This window comes from Phyllobacterium sp. K27, assembly GCF_054796155.1.
In genome coordinates, this window is record NZ_CM139240.1 from 2396990 (window position 1) to 2417077 (window position 20088).

Annotated in this window: 14 protein-coding genes and 1 pseudogene; 8 read left to right on the top strand and 7 right to left on the bottom strand. The window is 52.8% G+C overall.

The genetic code is table 11. The features are described from left to right. The first annotated feature begins 386 nt into the window (after positions 1-386). Genes topA through ACYJL1_RS11710 form a run of 5 tightly spaced genes read left to right on the top strand, consistent with a single transcriptional unit; the run spans position 387 to position 7688 of the window. Entirely contained in the window at positions 387-2996 is a 2610-nt protein-coding gene (topA, locus tag ACYJL1_RS11690) for a type I DNA topoisomerase (RefSeq protein ID WP_460895569.1), read from the top strand. A gap of 9 nt (positions 2997-3005) precedes the next feature. Then, positions 3006-5354 carry a ribonuclease R gene (gene rnr, locus ACYJL1_RS11695; RefSeq protein WP_460895570.1) on the top strand — a complete coding sequence of 783 codons (2349 nt, stop codon included), beginning with the start codon at positions 3006-3008 and terminating at the stop codon, positions 5352-5354. Beyond that, complete coding sequence (locus ACYJL1_RS11700; protein WP_460895571.1) at positions 5351-5776, top strand: DUF983 domain-containing protein; 426 nt, start codon at positions 5351-5353, stop codon at positions 5774-5776. Before rnr ends, ACYJL1_RS11700 begins: the two co-directional genes overlap by 4 nt. Before the next feature lie 13 nt (positions 5777-5789). Beyond that, entirely contained in the window at positions 5790-6512 is a 723-nt protein-coding gene (locus ACYJL1_RS11705) for an NUDIX hydrolase (protein ID WP_460898024.1), read from the top strand. 3 nt (positions 6513-6515) lie between these two features. Beyond that, a complete protein-coding gene (locus tag ACYJL1_RS11710; protein ID WP_460895572.1) occupies positions 6516-7688 on the top strand; it encodes an MFS transporter in 1173 nt (390 codons plus the stop codon). 89 nt (positions 7689-7777) lie between these two features. On the opposite strand, the gene ACYJL1_RS11715 is transcribed toward ACYJL1_RS11710, so the two are convergent. Next, complete coding sequence (locus ACYJL1_RS11715; RefSeq protein ID WP_460895573.1) at positions 7778-8089, bottom strand: endonuclease domain-containing protein; 312 nt, start codon at positions 8087-8089, stop codon at positions 7778-7780. Between the two features lie 376 nt (positions 8090-8465). On the opposite strand from ACYJL1_RS11715, the gene rpmG reads away from it, so the two are divergent. After that, positions 8466-8633 (top strand): 50S ribosomal protein L33, encoded by a 168-nt coding sequence (gene rpmG / locus ACYJL1_RS11720; RefSeq protein WP_008122896.1) that lies wholly within the window; start codon positions 8466-8468, stop codon positions 8631-8633. A gap of 64 nt (positions 8634-8697) precedes the next feature. On the opposite strand, the gene ACYJL1_RS11725 is transcribed toward rpmG, so the two are convergent. Together ACYJL1_RS11725 and ACYJL1_RS11730 are read right to left on the bottom strand one after the other, a co-directional pair. Beyond that, positions 8698-10074 carry a PleD family two-component system response regulator gene (locus ACYJL1_RS11725; RefSeq protein WP_460895574.1) on the bottom strand — a complete coding sequence of 459 codons (1377 nt, stop codon included), beginning with the start codon at positions 10072-10074 and terminating at the stop codon, positions 8698-8700. A gap of 18 nt (positions 10075-10092) precedes the next feature. Beyond that, entirely contained in the window at positions 10093-10464 is a 372-nt protein-coding gene (locus tag ACYJL1_RS11730; protein WP_008122893.1) for a response regulator, read from the bottom strand. 303 nt (positions 10465-10767) lie between these two features. Here ACYJL1_RS11730 and ACYJL1_RS11735 point away from each other — a divergent pair, with 303 nt between their 5' ends. Both ACYJL1_RS11735 and ACYJL1_RS11740 read left to right on the top strand, forming a co-directional pair. Further along, the gene (locus ACYJL1_RS11735; RefSeq protein ID WP_460895575.1) at positions 10768-11052 is read left to right on the top strand and encodes a DUF3572 domain-containing protein; all 285 of its coding nucleotides are present in this window, start codon (positions 10768-10770) and stop codon (positions 11050-11052) included. 84 nt (positions 11053-11136) lie between these two features. Beyond that, positions 11137-12453 (top strand): DNA polymerase IV, encoded by a 1317-nt coding sequence (locus tag ACYJL1_RS11740; RefSeq protein WP_460895576.1) that lies wholly within the window; start codon positions 11137-11139, stop codon positions 12451-12453. A 111-nt stretch (positions 12454-12564) separates the two neighbouring features. Here the strand turns inward: ACYJL1_RS11740 and dnaE are convergent, their stop codons facing one another. The 4 genes and pseudogenes from dnaE to proS all read right to left on the bottom strand — a co-directional run bounded on the left by dnaE (position 12565) and on the right by proS (position 19743). Continuing rightward, positions 12565-16056 (bottom strand): DNA polymerase III subunit alpha, encoded by a 3492-nt coding sequence (gene dnaE, locus ACYJL1_RS11745; RefSeq protein ID WP_460895577.1) that lies wholly within the window; start codon positions 16054-16056, stop codon positions 12565-12567. A gap of 370 nt (positions 16057-16426) precedes the next feature. Next, a complete protein-coding gene (locus tag ACYJL1_RS11750) occupies positions 16427-17107 on the bottom strand; it encodes an ABC transporter ATP-binding protein (RefSeq protein ID WP_460895578.1) in 681 nt (226 codons plus the stop codon). A 1-nt stretch (position 17108) separates the two neighbouring features. Further along, positions 17109-18397: pseudogene (locus ACYJL1_RS11755) on the bottom strand (lipoprotein-releasing ABC transporter permease subunit). Continuing rightward, positions 18394-19743, bottom strand: a complete 1350-nt coding sequence (gene proS / locus ACYJL1_RS11760) for a proline--tRNA ligase (RefSeq protein WP_460895579.1) — start codon at positions 19741-19743, stop codon at positions 18394-18396. Before proS ends, ACYJL1_RS11755 begins: the two are co-directional and overlap by 4 nt. Between the last annotated feature and the right edge of the window lie 345 nt (positions 19744-20088).

The following is a 20088-nucleotide window of genomic DNA, read 5'->3' on the forward strand; positions in this document are numbered from 1 at the left end:
CACCGAGCATTTGCTGAATAAATCTGGCACTTTCAATTTCATTAATTTCATTACCGCTCATAAAAATCACCCTCAAATACAATTAAATATCAAAAATATGTGTTATACGTGGTAAAGAGCATTCACTTGAAGTCGATATAAGCTACTGTTTTTAATCCTTTTTCCCTGCAACCTGAAAACAGCTGCCCTGAATCAGTTTTCCCCTTGAACCCGAATACAAATTACCATTAATTGCACAGGACCGACGAGCAACCAAAGGTTGTATTTCACGATTTTTCGCTTACAGACCTTGACGTTGTGTCTAAGCCTGTTCATTTCACAGGCCAATTCCGAACTGAAATTAGTGCTTTTGTAATCTGACAAGGGCAGGAAAGCTCAATTCTGCAATGAACGTTGTTGTCGTCGAATCGCCTGCCAAGGCAAAAACTATCAATAAATATCTCGGCTCGGGTTATACCGTCCTGGCTTCGTTTGGCCATGTCCGCGATCTGCCAGCCAAGGACGGGTCTGTTCGTCCGGATGATGATTTTTCCATGTCCTGGGAAGTGGATTCAGCCTCCTCCAAACGTCTTGGCGATATTGTAAAGGCGCTCAAAGAGAGTGACGGCCTCATTCTCGCAACCGATCCGGATCGCGAGGGAGAAGCCATATCATGGCATGTGCTGGAGGTTTTGCAGCAGAAAAAAGCGATCGGCAAAAAGCCCGTCAAGCGCGTTGTCTTCAACGCAATTACCAAGGGCGCCGTGCTTGAAGCCATGGCGAACCCGCGTGACATTGATATGCCGCTGGTTGACGCCTATCTGGCGCGTCGCGCCCTGGATTATCTTTTCGGCTTCACGCTTTCACCTGTACTTTGGCGCAAATTGCCCGGTGCCCGGTCCGCTGGCCGTGTACAGTCGGTTGCACTGCGCCTTGTCGCGGATCGTGAAGCGGAAATTGAACGTTTCGTACGCGAAGAATACTGGAATATCGCTGCGCTGCTCAAAACACCGCGCAATGATGGCTTTGAGGCGCGTCTGGTTTCGCTCGACGGCAAGAAACTTGGCAAGCTTGACATAAAGAATGGTGAGCAGGCCGGTGAAATACGCACAATGCTTGAAGGCGCGTCTTTCAAGGCCGCATCGGTCGAAGCCAAGCCGATCAAGCGCAGTCCCGGACCGCCCTTCACCACATCCAGCCTGCAACAAGCGGCATCAGGTCAACTTGGCTTTTCCGCTTCGCGTACCATGCAGGTCGCTCAAAAGCTTTATGAAGGTATGGATCTTGGCAATGAGACTGCCGGTCTGATTACCTATATGCGTACCGATGGTGTGCAGATGGCTCCGGAGGCTGTGCAGGCTGCGCGTCAGACCATCGGCAAGGTGTTTGGCGAAAAATATGTTCCCGAAAAGCCGAGGTTCTATTCGTCCAAAGCCAAGAATGCGCAGGAAGCGCACGAAGCTGTCCGTCCGACAGACTTCAACCGGCATCCAAAGGATATGCGCAAGTTCCTCGATGCGGATCAGGCCAAGCTTTACGAATTGATCTGGAAACGTGCGATTGCCAGTCAGATGCAATCTGCTGATATCGAGCGGACCACTGTCGAAATCGATGCGAACAATGGAGCGCGGATTGCCCAGCTTCGCGCAACTGGTTCTGTTGTGCGTTTCGATGGTTTCCTTGGCGCTTATACGGATCACCGTGAAGAAGAAGATGTCGATGAAGACAGCGCACGTCTTCCCGAGATTCGCGCCGGCGAGGCTCTTGCCCGCGAAAAGATCAATGCCACACAGCATTCGACCGAGCCGCCTCCGCGCTATTCGGAAGCAACACTGATCAAGAAGATGGAAGAACTCGGCATTGGCCGTCCCTCCACCTATGCCTCGACACTCGCCACATTGCGAGATCGCGAATATATTACGATCGAAAAACGGAAACTCATTCCGGAAGCCAAAGGTCGCTTGGTCATCGCGTTTCTTGAAAGCTTCTTCCAGCGTTATGTCGAATATGATTTTACGGCTGATCTTGAAGAAAAGCTCGATGAGATTTCCGACGGCAAGCTCAAGTGGAAAGATGTTCTGCGTGCTTTCTGGACAGACTTCTTTGGCTCTGTCGATGGAATCAAGGAGCTGCGCGTAACCAATGTGCTTGACGCACTGAATGATCGCCTCGGGCCCCTTGTCTTCCCACCCCGTGAAGATGGCAGCGATCCGCGCATCTGTCAGGTCTGTGGTACGGGCAATCTTTCGTTGAAGCTCGGCAAATACGGCGCTTTCGTTGGTTGCTCAAACTATCCGGAATGCAAATTTACCCGGCAGCTTGGCGGCAGCGAGACGGCAAGCGAGAACGGCAATGGCGGCGATGAGCCGAAACTGCTTGGCAAAGACCCCTATACGGATGACGACATTACTGCCCGCAATGGCCGGTTTGGTCCTTATGTGCAGCGCGGTGAAGGCAAGGAAGCCAAGCGCGCCAGCCTGCCAAAGGGCTGGACGTTCGATGCGCTTGATCATGAGAAGGCGCTCGCACTCCTCGCCCTGCCACGTGATGTGGGACAGCATCCTGAAACGCAGAAGATGATTTCGGCGGGTATCGGTCGCTATGGTCCCTATCTTACCCATGATGGCACCTATGCCAATCTTGAAAATGCCGATGAAGTTTTTACAATTGGTCTCAACCGGGCTGTGACTGTCATTGCGGAAAAGCAGGCAAAAGGTCCCGGACGCGGTCGTGGCACGCCAGTGGCTCTGAAAGACCTGGGTGAACATCCAGATGGTGGCCCGATTACAGTTCGCGATGGCAAATACGGTCCTTATGTTAATTGGGGAAAGGTCAATGCGACGCTACCCAAAGGTAAAGACCCGGCTGGCGTTACCGTTGAAGAAGCCCTCGCATTGATTGTTGCAAAAGCCGGTTCGGCGCCGAAAAAGAAAGCGCCAGCCAAAAAAACAGCGGCAAAAAAGCCCGCAGCCAAAAAGGCGGCCCCTAAAAAAGCCGCAGCGAAAAAAGCAAGTTAGGATCACGAATTGGCACGCCGTATCTCTCCACCCAGCGGAAAAAAAAGGCCTGCCCATTCTGCTTCCTCCGGCCTTATCAAGCCAGCGCGTGAAGCCCGCATGCCCAGCCGCGAGGAAATTCTCCAGTTCATCAAGGAGAATCCCGATCTTGCCGGCAAAAGGGATATCGCCAAGGCATTCAATCTGAAAGGCGATGCACGCATAGCCTTGAAGGATATTCTGCGTGATCTGGCCGGCGATGGCCTGGTTGAAAAGCGGGCCAAGCGCCTCGCTGTGCCTGGAAGCCTTCCGAGCGTAGCAGTTCTGGATATTACCGGGCGCGATGGCGATGGTGGCTTGATAGCCAAGCCCACCGAATGGGAGGCAACCCATACGGAACGTCCGCCGGTTGTTTTCATTCGCGCATCGCGTGGTCAGAAGGGCCCGGCTGTGGGCGTAGGCGACCGTGTGCTTGCCCGCATCTTTCAAGGTGCCGATCCGAGTGGTCCTGTCTATACGGGCCGTGTCATCAAGAAGATCGAGCACCGCAAGGATGCTGTTCTTGGCGTTCTGCGCAAACTCGACAATGGCGAATGGCGGCTTGAGCCAGTCGAGCGTCGCCAAGCGGAGCTTGCCATAGATCCTACCCAACTCGACAACGCCAAGGTCAATGATCTGGTTGAAGTCGAGGTTTCGAAAATCAATCGCTATGGCCTCGCGCTTGGCCGTATCACCCAGATCATCGGTTCAGTTGCCAGCGAAAAAGCACTGTCCATGATCGCTATTCATGAGCATGAGATACCGCATGTCTTTCCGGACAGCGTGATGGCGGAGGCTGAAAAGGCAAAGCCGGCAACCATGGCGCATCGCGAGGACTGGCGGAAAGTACCGTTGGTGACGATTGATCCGGCCGATGCCAAAGATCATGACGATGCTGTGTATGCGGAACCCGATACAGACGAGAAGAATGTCGGCGGATATATTGCAACCGTCGCCATTGCCGATGTTGCAGCCTATGTGACACCGGATTCGCAGCTCGACCGCGAAGCGTTGAAGCGCGGCAATTCGGTCTATTTCCCTGACCGGGTCGTGCCGATGTTGCCTGAGCGAATCTCCAATGATCTTTGTTCGCTCAAAGAACTGGTGGATCGCCCTGCCCTTGCCGTTCGTATGATATTCGACAGCGAAGGCCGTAAAATCTCTCATACATTCCATCGCATCATGATGCGCTCCCATGCGCGTCTGTCTTATCCGCAGGCGCAGGCAGCGATCGACGGCGCAACGGACGAGAAAACAGCGCCCATCCTTGAATCGATCCTCAAACCTCTTTGGGCCGCTTATGCGGCGCTGAAGCGTGGCCGCGATGCGCGTGAGCCGCTTGAGCTTGATCTGCCGGAAAAGAAGATTTTGCTGACGCCTGAAGGCGGTGTCGACAAGGTGATCATCCCGCCGCGCCTTGATGCGCACAAGCTCATTGAAGAATTCATGATCCAGGCAAATGTTGCCGCTGCCGAAACGCTGGAACGCAAAAAACAGCCGCTCATCTTCCGTATCCATGATGCGCCATCACTGCAAAAACAGGAAAGCCTGCGCGAGTTCCTGCGCACGCTCGACATCTCACTCGCCCGCGGCGCAGATATGCGGCCAAACCACTTCAACAATATCTTGAAGCGTGTTGATGGCTCAGAACAGCAAGATATGGTCAATCAAGTCGTGCTGCGTTCGCAGTCGCAAGCCGAATATAATCCGGCCAATATCGGGCATTTCGGCTTGAACCTGATGCGCTACGCGCATTTCACCTCACCGATCCGCCGTTATGCCGATCTGATCGTGCATCGCGCGCTTATTTCGGCTTTAGGTCTTGGCCCTGATGGTATTACACCCAAGGAGGAAGCTGCGCTGCCCGAGATTGCCGCGCTGATTTCCACTTCCGAACGCCGCGCCATGGCAGCCGAACGGGCCACAGTCGACCGGCTGATAGCGCATCATCTTGCTGATAAAATCGGGGCGAGTTTCGAAGGCCGCGTGCAGGGCGTGACCAAAGCTGGTCTTTTTGTCTCACTTGCGACATATGGCGCTGACGGCTTCATCCCCATTTCAACTCTTGGCGATGACTATTATCATTACGACGAAACCAATCACGCGTTGTCCGGCGAACGCAGCGGCAAGGGTTTTCGCCTCGGTGACAATGTCGAGGTTCGGCTTGTGGAAGCCTTGCCTGTCGCTGGCGCATTGCGGTTTGAAATGCTGACAGAGCCACACCCGGTTCCCAGCGGGGTACGTTCGCACCACAAGGCGACACGCTCTGCACGCAACAGCCAGAAACGTTTTCCTGGCGGGTCGCGCGGCAAGCCGGGAGGCCGGAGAGGTCGAAGATGACAGAACAGGTAATTGGAAACAATAGTGTACAGACGAGACCGCACCGGCCTGTCGGTCAGGCCATGTGGCGCGGCTTTCTGGGCCGCTGCCCGCATTGTGGACAAGGCAAGCTCTTCCGTGCATTCGTCAAATCAGTCGATAATTGTTCCGTATGCGGTGAAGATTATACGCATCATCAGGCTGATGATTTTCCCGCCTATATAACCATCACAATTGTCGGGCATATTGTGCTTGGTGGCTTTCTGGCAATGGAAACACTTGTCATATTGTCGAACTGGGCGCATCTGGCAATATGGGTACCGCTGACGATAATCATGTCGCTCGCATTACTTCAGCCGGTAAAAGGCGCGATCATAGGCTTGCAATGGGCAAATTACATGCACGGGTTTGGCGACAGCAGCGATCCGAAACTGTCGGAATAACATATTAATGCCCATGAATGACCCGAGGAACCCGATTCTTCCCCCACAGAAGCGGATACGCCCTCGCGATGCTGCTTCTCTTCTGATTGTCGACCGCTCCAGCGACGAGTTGCGCATTCTCATGGGCAAGCGTCACATGCGCCATGTCTTCATGCCGGGGAAATTTGTTTTTCCAGGTGGAAGGACGGAAGCGGCTGATGGGCGCATGACCGCTATCGCCGAATTGTCGGAACACGACAGCACCAAGCTTCTCGATAATATGAGCGGACGATCGAGCATTACGCGTTGCCGTGCGCTGGCTCTTTCGGCAATCCGCGAGACCTATGAAGAGGCTGGACTGTTTCTTGGTCGCAGAGCCGAGTTTTCGAATGTTTCCCATCCGGATTGGGCCGCATTTGCCGAACGCAATGTCATGCCGGATCTTTCCGCCCTTCGTTATTTCGCGCGAGCGATCACCCCGCCAGGCATGCCCCGCCGCTTCGATACGCGATTCTTTCTGGCATTCCGCGAAGCCGTTGCCGATTCGCTCCCCGAACAGACCGGTCCCTCGCAAGAGCTTGAGGAGCTGGCATGGCTCTCCTTTACCGAGGCTCTGGAACTCGATATTCCGGACATCACCAGAGTAATCATACGTGAAGCCCAGGGCTTGCTTGAGACAGATCCATCCCTTGACCCCGGTAATCCTGTGATCCGCTACCGTTTGAAGCACGGGCGATTCGTTCGCGAGGTTATTTGATCAATGGATGCACTGAACTCTGACCAGATAAAAGTCGGGTCGTCTTGGCGCGCGCTGGTTGCGGCCATCGCTACCATCAGCGCCGTTGGCGTCGCCATCGGCCTTGGCATTCCACTTCTCAGTGTGATCCTCGAAAACCGCGGCCATTCAGCCACGATGATCGGCCTGAATGCTGCCGTTGCAGGCATTGCCTCCATCGTGGCAGCTCCGTTTGCAGCGCCAATCGCTGCGCGATTCGGTGTTGTGCCCACCTTGCTGGCAATGCTTCTAATGGGCGGTCTCGCCTTTTTCGGCTTTCATTTTTTTACCGATTTCTGGATGTGGGTCGTCCTGCGTGTGTTTTTACATTTCGCGCTGACCATGCTCTTTATTCTGTCTGAGTACTGGATCAATGCCGCCGCTCCTCCCCAGCGGCGCGGACTGGTACTCGGCATTTACGGCACAGTTTTGTCTATGGGTTTTGCTCTTGGGCCGTGGCTTTTTGCACAAATCGGCAGCGTAGGAATCACCCCTTTCGCCGTTGGTTTCGGTATTATTATCGTAGCAATGCTGCCGGTGCTGTTTGCATGGAAAGAGAGCCCTGACTTTCATGAAGAAGAGCATGTTCCATTCGCACCCTTCATCTGGGCAGTGCCAACTGCAACCGCTGCAGTCTTTGTTTTCGGCGCGGTGGAGACTGGTGGCTTTGCCTTGTTCCCTGTCTTCGGCGCGCGTATCGGCTATAGTGAAGCCAATGCGGCTCTGCTTCTGACAACAATAGGCCTTGGCAATGTTTTGATGCAGATTCCGATAGGTCTGCTCAGCGATCATGTGAGGGACCGCCGCAAGATTCTTCTCGCCTGCACTTTGATCGGGCTCCTCGGCATGGGGCTTTTGCCATTCATTTATTATAGCTGGTATCTCGTTGCTGCCCTCTTGTTTGTGTGGGGCGGTGCTGTCGCCGGGCTCTATACTGTCGGCTTGGCGCATCTCGGGTCACAATTGAAAGGACGTGAGCTCGCATCGGCCAATGCGGCTTTTGTATTTTGCTATGCCGTCGGCATGCTTGTTGGCCCGCAGGCAATCGGCATTGGTATGGATATGATGGGCCCAAGTGGCTTCGCCGTTGCGCTGGCGCTGTTTTTCGCAGCTTACGCGCTGCTGATTGGCTCGCGGCTTCTGACTCGCAGGGGGTAAACGCTCTATCTCCCCCCTTTGTGGGGGAAAGCGATTTCAGCATCTTAGCCCTTGCTAAGTGCTAGAAATCGCAAGAGAGGGGAAAATGCCTAAGTGTGCCGTAAGTTCGCCTCATGTAGTATCTGAGAACAGACGCCATCGAGATTATCAAGAACATCATCGTTCCAGAATCGCAATGTCTTGAAGCCCGCTAAATCCAATGCATGATCGCGTTTGATATCTGCGACTGATCCCGAATGTTGCGCCCCATCGAGCTCAACGATAAGCAGTGATCGCAGGCAGGCAAAATCTACGATATACTCCAAAATCGGGACTTGCCGTTTGAACTTCAGACCGCCCAAGCGACCGTTTCTGACCGCCTGCCACAACAGATTCTCCGCCAAAGTTGGGTCCCGCCTCATGGTTCGAGCATAGGATCGGATTATCGGTTTTATGTTTTGTCTAATGAATTTTCCCCTCTCTGGGATTTTCTAAGGATTTAACAAAAGGGTTAAATCCAAGGAAATCCTTTCTCCCCCACAACGGGGGAGATAAGCCAGTGCCAGACATTGATGACGTGGTTCTTCGTGCTGAACAACAAACGCAGGGTTGAATATGCCAGACACAAATCATCGCGCCGGTTGTCCATGCACCTAGTGACGCTTTAAAATGAGCAGATCATCAGCCGAGGGTTGACTTTTAACGAGGTTGGTTTATGTGTCCGACCAACTTTCCGCTTGATGCCACACTGCTGGACTTGAATAGCGGTCCTTCATACTCAGAACAGGTAGTTTTAAAATGGCTAAGGCTGCGAATATCAAGATCAAGCTTCTGTCGACCGCTGATACCGGTTTCTTTTACGTTACGAGCAAGAACAGCCGTACAAAAACGGAAAAGATGTCCTTCCGCAAGTACGACCCGGTCGCACGCAAGCACGTTGAATTCAAGGAAACCAAGATCAAGTAATCTTGTTTTTCGTTAAACAGATCAGCCGCCTTCGGGCGGCTTTTTTGTTTTCTGGAATACGAAATTACGCTGCCGCAGACACCACCTTATTGCGGCCCGACGATTTTGCCGCGTAAAGCGCATCATCAGCACGTTTCATCAGGTTATGTACCGTATCGCCCTCGGGCAGAACGCTCGCGATACCAATGCTGATTGTCACGGGTACAGCCATACCCGTATTGTTGATCTGAAAAGGTGTCGAGGCCATTTCACGACGGATTCGCTCTGCGACTATTGAGGCCAGCGTCTGGTCCGTATCTGGCATAACGATGAAAAATTCCTCGCCGCCATAGCGGCTGGCCAGATCACTGCCACGCACATTGCGGCGCAGCCGTCTGGCAAATTCGCGCAAAACCTCATCCCCGCCATCATGTCCATATGTATCGTTTATCAACTTGAAGCGATCAATATCTGTCATGAGAATCGATAGAGGACGCCGTCGCTCTACCGCACGCTTGAAAAGGGTAGCCAGATGGGTTTCAAGATAAAGTCGGTTGTGCAGCCCCGTGAGACTGTCAGTCACAGCCATCTCATAGGTTTTAACCACGCTGTCGCGCAGACCGTCATGATAGGCCTTGCGGCGCAGTTGAGTGCGCAGACGTGCCAGTAGCTCGTTGGGATTAACCGGCCGCACCAGATAATCGTTGATGCCCAGTTCCAACGCACGCCGTATCAACGGCTCTTCACCCATGTCCGCCACGAGGATGATCGGCAGAGACCGTGTATTGTCCAGAGAGCGGAGTTGCGCGCAAATTCGCAAAGGATCAAACTGGGCGAAGCTTGATGAAATAATGAGGCAATCATGGTTGCCTTGCACGGCCTTGAAGAAACCTGTTTGCGGATCGGTCTCCACGTCGACCGAGCACTCTTCGCCCAGTACGCGCTTAATTTTGTCAATGCTTTCAGGTCGCTCGTCAATCAACAGAATACGCGCAAATTTCGTCACATCATGGACGCCTGGCAAGCGCAGAATGGATTCCAGACCAACATCACGCGTCGTCGCCACACGCAAGCGCAGCTCATCCGTCAGGTTTTTCAACCGCACAAGACTTTTGACTCTGGCCAGCAGCTGGAGATTATCGATCGGCTTGGTCAGAAAATCATCAGCGCCGAAGTTCAATCCGGTAATCCGGTTTTCGTCCTGATCAAGTGCGGTAACGAGGATGACCGGAATATGAGCGGTTGCTGCTCTCGACTTCAATCGGCGGCATACTTCGAACCCATCAAGACCGGGCATCATGACGTCAAGCAAGATGACATCAACATTGCTGTTCTCGCAAATTTCGAGTGCTTCATAGCCATCAGTGGCTGTGATAACCTCATAATATTCGGCGCGAAGCCGGGCTTCCAGAAGCTTCACATTGGCTGGAACGTCGTCAACGACAAGAATACGGGCCGTCATGTTCAATTCTCCCGACGTTCAAGCGTCGCCAAGATAGGACTTTATTGTTTCGATGAATTTGGGAACTGAGATTGGTTTGGAAATGTAGGCTTCACAACCACCTTGCCGGATACGTTCTTCGTCACCTTTCATCGCAAAGGCGGTCACTGCAATAATGGGAATCACATGAAGGTCGTCATCGGCCTTGAGCCACTTCGTTACTTCCAGACCCGACACCTCGGGCAGTTGTATGTCCATGAGAATAAGGTCCGGACGATGTTCGCGAGCCAGATCCAAAGCTTCCAAGCCGTTGCGAGTGCGTATGGTTTCATAACCACTGGCTTCAATAAGATCGCGGAAGAGCTTCATATTGAGCTCATTATCCTCGACGATCATGACTTTCTTTACCATCGGCTATTTCCTGTTCGCCACTCTCGAAGGATACAGCCTGGCATTTCGATGACTCGAATCGAGGCAGATGATCCCAACTTTGTCGATTACTCAAATAACGTGTGATGATTGATGAAAAGAAAACTCTGCCGCATAATTCAGAAATGCTGCTGATCATGTTTAACCAAGCATTTATTCAATATGTTCTTTTGGATATGTTCAACTGCTATTAACCACATTTTTCAATGTCCCGGCGCTACACAGGCTTCGAATTTGCTCTACTGTGGTTTGCAGGAAACACGACTTACGGATGAATTCATTAAAATGCAAAAGATCGATCTGGATGGAGCACATGACCTTGCGATCAATTCACTTGTGTTTATGTCGCAAGATAGCGAATTGTTCACCCGCTTTTTGGCGCTGACCGGCATTACCGCCGATCAAATCCGCATGGCTGCACAGGAGCCGGGCTTTCTCGCCGGCGTGTTACAGTTTTATCTCGCGCACGAGCCAACACTGATGCGTTATTGCACCGAGACAGAAACCGATCCGGCCTTGTTTCAGCAAGCACTAAGTTTGTTGCCCGGTGGGCGTCAGGATGCCTACTGAAACAGTCCGTAAGTCCCCGAGGCTTATTGCAACGGCTTCTCCTGTTCGCTAAGGTCCAGACGTTCTTTTTATGTTCCGGACATCATGGCAATTGTTAATGATCCGCACTTTGGTTTTTGTCGTGACTGTCTGGCAAGCCAGACGCACGAAGCCAAACGTTGCCAGCAATGCGGCAGCCCACGCTTGCTTCGGCATGCGGAATTATATCGCTTAGGTATCGCCCACGTGGATTGCGACGCCTTCTATGCATCAGTTGAGAAACGCGACAACCCCGAACTGCGCAACAAACCGGTGATTATCGGTGGTGGGAAGCGTGGTGTTGTTTCAACAGCTTGCTACATTGCGCGCATCCATGGGGTGAAGTCTGCCATGCCTATGTTCAAAGCGCTGGAGGCATGTCCGCACGCTGTGGTCATCAAACCGGACATGGAGAAATATGGCCGGGTTGGCCGCGAGATCAGGCAGATGATGCGTGACCTGACGCCCCTTGTTGAACCGCTCTCCATTGACGAAGCTTTTCTCGATCTGTCCGGCACCGAACGGCTGCACCACGATCCACCAGCGCGGGTGATGGCGCAATTTTCAAATCGCGTCGAACGCGAGCTGGGACTCTCGGTGTCCGTTGGCCTTTCCTATTGCAAGTTTCTCGCCAAGATCGCCTCTGATTTTGAAAAGCCACGTGGGTTTTCTGTTATCGGAGAAGAAGAGGCCTCCACCTTTTTGCACGATAAGCCCGTGACAATGATCTGGGGTGTCGGCAAAGCCTTTGCGGCGACCTTGGAGCGCGATGGCATCCGCACCATCGGTCAGTTGCAAACCATGGAACTTGGTCCCTTAATGCGCGCCTATGGCACTATGGGCCAGCGGCTTTATCAATTGTCCCGCGGCATGGATATCAGACGGGTTGATCCTGAAGGCGAAAGCAAAAGTGTGTCTGCGGAGACGACTTTCAATGAAGACATCTCGTCAAAGGAAGAGCTGGTTGCCATTTTACGAGCGCTATCGGAAAAAGTAGCAAGACGCCTCAAGGCTGCGGATATTGCGGGGCGCACTGTCGTCCTCAAATTGAAATCCCGCGATTTTAAATTGAGGACACGCAATCGCCAGCTTGCCGATCCGACCCAACTTGCCGACAGAATTTTTCGTACTGGCGTTTCGCTACTCGAAAAGGAAATTGATGGAACACGGTTTCGCCTGATTGGAATCGGGGTGAGCGATCTTGGAGATGATGGCCGAGCCGACCCCCATGATCTTGTCGATGTGCAGGCTACGAAACGCGCAGTCGCCGAAACCGCGATAGACAAGTTACGCGGGAAATTTGGCAATCAAGCTGTGGAAACCGGATACACATTCGGCAAAGTCAAATCACGCGCAAAAGAAGCGCCGGATGAGATCGACTAGCGGAAAACATCCATTCATTCGGGCATTCGTGCCAAAAAATGAGAGAAAAACAGACGATTCTTACGGCAAAAAGTCAATCAGCAGTTTTAATCTGGTTGTTGTTAGTTGAAGTCAGCCCATTTCGACTTCGACAATGCCCGGAATAGCCTTCATAGCGCTGGCAATCTGCGGTCCTACCCGATAGCGGTTGGGCAACTCGATTTCCACCTCATTTGCACCATTCTGTTTGATCAGAATCAGACTAACAACCTGCCCGTCATTATGCGGTGTCAGATAGGGCGTAATGGCCGCCAGAGGCTCGCTGGAGCGCATATAGAGCCGCAACGCCTTCTGCATGCGCGTCGCCTCATCTTCCAGTGAGTGTGCCGTCTGTATGCGAAGACTAATACCTTCCGGTCTGTCTTCTGCACCAACGGTGATGACGACCGACCTACCCGGCTCCAGCAGATCACGGAACTGCGCGAGCGCCTCCGAGAACAGGATCGCTTCAAATTGTCCTGAGGAATCAGAGAATTGGATGATGCCCATCTTGTTGCCGGTCTTGGTGCGGCGCTCCTGCTTCGCCGTAATCGTACCGGCCAGACGCCCCGCATTGGCACCGCGCTTTACCGCCGCTGAGAATTCCGACCACGTTTGAACACGCATCTTGTCGAGGATGGGTTGGTACTCATCCAGAGGATGCGCGGACAGATAAAAGCCTGCTGCCTCAAACTCACGACGCAGCTTTTCTGATGAAAGCCAAGGGCTTACCGATGGAAGTTGAATTGTTTGTGCAGTTGCGGCCATCCCACCAAAAATATCCGCTTGGCCACTGACACTGTCTTCTTGTGTGCGCTGCGCATGCCCAATAATACGATCCAGACCCGCGATAAGTGCAGGCCGCTCGCGCCCGAAACAATCAAATGCCCCGACATTGATAAGGCTTTCAAACACCCGCCGGTTGACGACGCGCGGATCGATACGCTCGCAGAAATCCTCGAGGCTGGCGTAAGGAGTCGATCCGCGTTTTTCTACAATATGATCGACAGCAGCTTCACCAACGCCCTTTATGGCTGCCAATGAATAATAGATACGGTTTTCGCCAACTTCGAAAAGTCGGTATGATGTATTCACCGAAGGTGTGACAACCTCAATGCCAAGGCGCACTGCTTCACGGCGGAAATCATTGAGCTTGTCCGTGTTCGACATATCGTAAGTCATTGACGCGGCAAGGAATTCAACCGGGTAATGCGCCTTCATATAGGCAGTCTGGAACGATACGATCGCGTAGGCAGCTGCGTGCGATTTGTTGAAACCATAATCGGCAAACTTGGCCAGAAGGTCAAAAATAAAGTTGGCCTGTGGCTTGGTCACGCCGCGCTCAACGGCTCCATCCACAAAGCGAACCCGCTGCAAATCCATTTCGGAACGGATCTTCTTACCCATGGCGCGCCGCAAAAGATCCGCTTCGCCCAGCGTATACCCGGACATTTCCTGCGCGATCTGCATCACCTGTTCCTGGTAGATGATGACGCCCTGCGTTTCCTTGACGAGATGGTCGATCTTCGGATGGATCGACGCCATCTCCTCATCACCATTCTTGCGCGCATTATAGGTCGGGATATTCTCCATCGGACCTGGGCGATAAAGCGCCACAAGTGCGATAATATCCTCGATCCGGTCAGGTTTCATGCCGATAAGCGCCTTGCGCATGCCGGTACTTTCCACCTGAAACACGCCCACAGTCTCGCCGCGTGAAAGCATCTCATAGGTCGGCTTGTCGTCGAAAGGCAGATTTGACAGATCAACCACTATATCACGGCGTCGAACCAGGTTCACCGCAGTTTGAAGAACCGTCAGCGTTTTCAGACCGAGAAAGTCGAATTTGACCAGCCCGGCCTCTTCCACCATCTTCATGTTGAACTGTGTGACCGGCATGTCAGAGCGCGGATCGCGGTACATTGGGACAAGTTCGGAAAGTGGCCGATCACCGATGACGATACCGGCAGCATGCGTCGATGCGTGCCGATAAAGGCCCTCAAGTTTCAATGCAATATCAAGCAACCGCTCAACGACGGGCTCCTTGTCACGCTCTTCACGCAGGCGGGGTTCGTCCTCGATAGCCTTCGAAAGCGTTACAGGATTGGCAGGATTAGCAGGCACCATCTTGGTCAGACGATCCACCTGCCCGTAAGGCATTTCGAGAACACGGCCCACATCACGCAAGACAGCGCGCGCCTGCAATGTTCCGAAGGTTATGATCTGCGCTACCTGATCGCGTCCATATTTTGCTTGAACGTAGCGGATGACCTCATCACGCCGCTCCTGACAAAAATCAATGTCAAAGTCCGGCATGGAAACGCGGTCAGGATTGAGAAAGCGTTCGAACAGAAGCGAGAACCGGAGCGGATCGACATCCGTAATCGTCAGAGCATAGGCAACAAGCGAACCGGCACCGGAACCACGTCCCGGCCCCACAGGAATATCATGGGCTTTTGCCCATTTGATGAAGTCCGAAACGATTAGGAAGTAACCCGGATACTTCATACGGGTTATGACGGAGATCTCATATTCGAGCCGCTCGGCATATTCCTCACGCGTATGAGCACCCGCAAGTCCCACAGTCGCAATCCGTTGTTCGAGGCCCTCTCGAGCTTGACGGGCAAGTTCTTCCGCTTCTGCCGCCAATGCTGCATCCGGATCGTCACTTTCCCCGGTAAAGCGCGGCAGAATCGGAGCGCGATTCTTCGGATAGTAAGAACAGCGCATCGCGATTTCGACAGTGTTTTCTATCGCTTCCGGCAAGTCCGCAAAGAGCTGCACCATCTCGTCTTCGCTCTTGAGATAGTGATCCGGACTGAGGCGACGTCTGTCATCAATAGACAGCAGTGACCCCGATGCAATTGCCAGCAAGGCATCATGCGCTTCGTAATCAGCACTCTTGGAAAAGAACACGTCATTGGTTGCAACGAGCGGCAGTGCCAGCTCGTAAGCAAGATCGACCTGCGCCGCTTCTATCGACTTGTCATAACCGCGATGGCGCTGCAACTCGACATAAAGCCGGTCGCCGAACAGCGATTTGAGTACTAGAAGCCGTTGGCGCGCACGGTCGATCCGGTCATCTTTGATTGCCGCGGCAATGGCACCGTCCGGTCCGCCAGACAAGACGATTATGCCATCCGTCTTTCCAGCCAACCATGAGGAGGCAATATGGACCGGATCACCAGCCGGCGTCTCTAGATAGGCACGGCTAACCAGCCGCACGAGATTGGCATAGCCCTCCTCTGTTGCAGCCAACAGGACCAACGGCGCAAGTCCAAGTGCTTCACGCCGGTTTACGTTGCGGCTTTCTTCGGTCTGATCATGAAACGCAATATCCATCTGACAGCCTATGATGGGCTGCAGACCCGCTTTCGAAGCCTTCTGTGCAAATTCGAGAGCGCCGAAAAGATTGTTCGTATCGGTAATCGCAATGGCCGGTGCTTGGCTGGCCACTGCAAGGTCGATCACTTTTGGGACCTGTAAAGCCCCTTCCAGCAAAGAATATGCGGAATGAACTCTCAGATGGACAAAGCACAACGGGCGCTTGCCTGCATTGCTTATACTGACGTGCCCATCTGCCACTTTTTATCTCCGATTACTGAACGGAGAACCGATTCCACCGCGCATTCATAGTCCGATATGCGCGATGAAGTGTCTACTCAAATTGAACGCCCCTGCTGTGTGAACAGTGGATATATTGTGCGCGCTCAATCATCCCCGAGGGGACTCTTTCAGATTACGCTCACCCACATTGCGAGAGTAGCAATGAAAAGACTGACCGTTACAAATGACATAACATCCTGGAAAAGTTCGCTCATCGGTAAAACCCTTCTTCGTTTGCTCTATGTCTATGTTTTGTTCTATTTTTGTTCTAATGTCAAGCATTCCCATAGCGTGATGAACGCTATGGTTTTCAAATTGCTAATGGGAAATGATGAGGACGGATCGCCAATCAGAGATTGGTGATCTTGCCGTCTTTCAGCGTAACACGTCGATCCATGCGACGGGCAAGCTCATGATTATGCGTTGCAATCATGGCTGACAGGCCGGACTGGCGCACGAGTGCCTCCAGCGCCTCGAACACATAAGATGACGTAACCGGATCAAGATTGCCCGTGGGCTCGTCAGCAAGCAGAACAAGCGGCGCATTGGCAACGGCACGAGCAATTGCCACGCGTTGCTGCTCGCCACCGGAAAGTTCACTCGGACGGTGAGATGCCCTCGCCCCAACTTTCATGTAATCGAGCAATTGCTGGGCACGCTCCGATGCTACAGCGGGCTTCATGCCGCGAATCATTTGCGGCATCATCACGTTTTCCAGAGCAGAAAATTCGGGCAGGAGATGATGGAACTGATACACAAACCCTACGTCGTTGCGACGTATCGCCGTCCGCTCTTCATCCGACAATGCGCCGCAGGAGCGTCCATCAAGTATCACATCGCCACTATCCGGTCGCTCAAGCAAGCCGGCAGTATGCAGCAATGTCGATTTGCCAGCGCCTGAAGGCGCAACAAGCGCAACCATCTCACCCTTGCCCAACGAAAAATTCGCATCATCAAGAATGATGAGTTCCCGGCCGATTTCGTCATAGCGGCGGCCGACATTCGTCAGCTGCAGAATAGGCCCAGCCATATTATTCGTACCTCAGAGCTTCAACGGGATCGAGTTTGGCTGCGCGCCAAGCGGGAAAAAGCGTTGCCAGAAAGGATAGGACAAGCGCCATGAGAATGACGGTAAAAGTCTCGTTGAAGTCCATCTTGGCCGGAAGAGTGCTCAGGAAATAGAGTTCAGGATTGAACAATGTCGTTCCGGAAAGCCAGGAGAAAAACGCCCTGATCCGCTCGACATTCAAACACACGATAACACCGAGCACCACGCCCGCAATTGTCCCGGTAACGCCAATGGCCGCACCCGTCATCAGGAAGATGCGCAGAATTGAATTTCGCGTTGCGCCCATGGTTCGAAGGATGGCGATATCGCGGCCCTTGTCTTTCACAAGCATAATCAGCCCCGATATGATATTCAGCGCCGCGACAAGCACGATTAGCGTCAGGATCATGAACATGACATTGCGTTCAACTTGAAGTGCAGAAAAAAATGTCTGGTTGCGTTGTCGCCAATCGGTCAACATGACCGAGCGTTGCGCCGCTTCTTCAATCGGTTTCTTCAACGCGTCAACATCATCCGGCCTGTCCGCAAATATCTCGATCGATTGAACTTTGTTATCCTGATTGAAATAGAGAGCTGCGATTCCTCAAGCGGCATGAGCACGATGGAAGCATCATATTCGGACATGCCAATCTCGAAAATGGCTGTCACTGGATAGGATTTAACTCGCGGCGCCATCCCAAGCGGCGTTACATCGCCATCGGGAGAAATCAGCGTCAGCCGGTCACCAAGCCCCAAGCCCATGTTTTCGGCCATACGCGTGCCTATTGCCACGCCGCCTGCGGTGTTAAAGCCCTGAAATGTGCCTTGCCGGACGTTCTTTGCTACAAGTTGCAGCTTGGCAATATCATCTTCGCGCAAACCGCGAACGAGCGCACCTGATCCTGCGCCCACATTGCCTTTAGCCAGTACCTGACCTTCAACGACGGGGATAGCAAACGATACGCCGGGCACGGCATCGACACGTTTGATGACCGCATCGAAATCATCCAGCGGACGGTCCATTGGCTGCATGATGACGTGGCCGTTAATCCCTAAAATACGAGTCAATAACTCGGCACGGAAACCATTCATCACAGCCATGACGATGATAAGGGTCGCCACTCCCAGCATAATGCCGGTAAACGAGAACCCGGCGATAACCGAGATAAACGTTTCCTTGCGCCGGGCGCGCAGATAGCGCCAGGCAATCATGCGCTCAAAGGCCGAAAACGGCTTTGGGCCGGATGGAGCGGTCGCCACTTTTTCTGTCATAGAGTTCCCGCCTGAAAGTCCGCAGGTCCGGCCAACTTGTTGATTGCGGCTTCAATGGTCAGAGTTTCACGTTCGCCGGTCGCACGATCTTTGATTTCAACTTCGCCAGCGGCCACACCACGCGGCCCTACGATCACCTGTGTTGGCAAGCCGATCAGATCCATCTTGGCAAATTTTGCACCCGGACGGTCATCGGTATCATCCAGCAGCGGTTCGAGACCCGCCTTCGTCAAGGCATCATACAGCTTTAATGAAACCGAATCACAAGCATCATCACCTGGCTTCATGTTGACGATACCCGCGCCAAACGGGGCAACTGCCTTCGGCCAGATAATTCCATTTTCGTCGTGGGATGCTTCGATGATCGCAGCGATAACGCGGGAAGGTCCAATGCCATAAGATCCCATTGAGACCATATGTTCCTTTCCGTCGGGACCACTCACCTTGGCCCCCATCGGTTCGGAATATTTTGTACCGAAGTGGAAAATATGGCCGACTTCGATACCGCGTGCCGCCATCTGGTTGGAATTTTCCACCTTGGACCAAGCTGATTCATCGTGCATTTCGTCAGTCGCCGCATAGGGTGTCGTCCAGCGCGTAACGATATCGGCAATCTGCTGATTATCATCGAAGTCCGTATCGGCACCGGGCACTGGCAGATCGAGATAGGCGCGATCACAGAAAACCTGGCTTTCCCCGGTTTCGGCAAGAATAATGAACTCGTGGCTCAAGTCGCCACCGATGGGACCTGTATCCGCGCGCATCGGAATAACCTTGATACCAAGACGCGAGAATGTGCGCAGATATGCAACGAACATACGATTGTACGCTGCCTTGGCGCCTTCAAAATCCATATCGAAAGAATAGGCATCTTTCATGAGAAATTCGCGCGAGCGCATAACGCCGAATCGAGGACGGCGCTCATCGCGGAACTTCCACTGAATATGATAAAGATTAAGCGGCAAGTCCTTGTAAGACTTAACATAAGCGCGGAAAATCTCGGTGATCATTTCCTCATTTGTCGGACCGAAAAGCATTTCCCGATCGCCGCGATCCTTGATGCGCAGCATCTCGTCGCCATAAGCATCGTAGCGACCGCTCTCACGCCAAAGATCGGCAGACTGAATCGTCGGCATCAACAATTCAATTGCACCCGAACGATTCTGTTCTTCACGGATGATATTGCTCACCTTGTTGAGAATGCGCAGCCCCGCCGGCAACCAAGCATAAATGCCTGCTGATTCTTGGCGAATCAGACCAGCACGCAGCATGAGCCTGTGCGAGACGATCTCAGCCTCTTTAGGATTCTCTTTAAGGATAGGCAGAAAGTAACGGGAAAGCCGCATTGAAGGTCACCAAAATTGAACAACGCCTGAGTGCTTGAAGAATCAGGCAAAACCAAGTGCAAAGTCGATATTTCTTATCGGCTTCACGGCTGGTTGGGAACCCGCAACCGCATATAACACAGGATGATGTTGAGAGGTGATTCACTCTCCTGCAAGATTTCTAATCAAAAGATGACAGGAACGAATATTTTTCGTGACATTTCGAAGGCAGTCCGCTATTTTTTTAAGCATAAGGAGAAAGTAAGAATATTTCTGCTTTCCTACGCGGTCAAAGTCTTGGGAGGATGTGACCCTGGGCGCGGTTTCCGCAGCCGCCACGCAAGTGGATTGGGTCAGACGCGATCT

Excerpts from the sequence above, each read along its gene's own strand:
- topA (WP_460895569.1), top strand. The coding sequence starts at position 387 with ATGAACGTTGTTGTCGTCGAATCGCCTGCCAAGGCAAAAACTATCAAT.
- ACYJL1_RS11700 (WP_460895571.1), top strand. The coding sequence starts at position 5,351 with ATGACAGAACAGGTAATTGGAAACAATAGTGTACAGACGAGACCGCAC.
- ACYJL1_RS11705 (WP_460898024.1), top strand. The coding sequence starts at position 5,790 with ATGAATGACCCGAGGAACCCGATTCTTCCCCCACAGAAGCGGATACGC.
- ACYJL1_RS11710 (WP_460895572.1), top strand. The coding sequence starts at position 6,516 with ATGGATGCACTGAACTCTGACCAGATAAAAGTCGGGTCGTCTTGGCGC.
- ACYJL1_RS11715 (WP_460895573.1), bottom strand. The coding sequence starts at position 8,089 with ATGAGGCGGGACCCAACTTTGGCGGAGAATCTGTTGTGGCAGGCGGTC.
- rpmG (WP_008122896.1), top strand. The coding sequence starts at position 8,466 with ATGGCTAAGGCTGCGAATATCAAGATCAAGCTTCTGTCGACCGCTGAT.
- ACYJL1_RS11725 (WP_460895574.1), bottom strand. The coding sequence starts at position 10,074 with ATGACGGCCCGTATTCTTGTCGTTGACGACGTTCCAGCCAATGTGAAG.
- ACYJL1_RS11730 (WP_008122893.1), bottom strand. The coding sequence starts at position 10,464 with ATGGTAAAGAAAGTCATGATCGTCGAGGATAATGAGCTCAATATGAAG.
- ACYJL1_RS11735 (WP_460895575.1), top strand. The coding sequence starts at position 10,768 with ATGCAAAAGATCGATCTGGATGGAGCACATGACCTTGCGATCAATTCA.
- ACYJL1_RS11740 (WP_460895576.1), top strand. The coding sequence starts at position 11,137 with ATGGCAATTGTTAATGATCCGCACTTTGGTTTTTGTCGTGACTGTCTG.
- ACYJL1_RS11750 (WP_460895578.1), bottom strand. The coding sequence starts at position 17,107 with ATGGCTGGGCCTATTCTGCAGCTGACGAATGTCGGCCGCCGCTATGAC.
- proS (WP_460895579.1), bottom strand. The coding sequence starts at position 19,743 with ATGCGGCTTTCCCGTTACTTTCTGCCTATCCTTAAAGAGAATCCTAAA.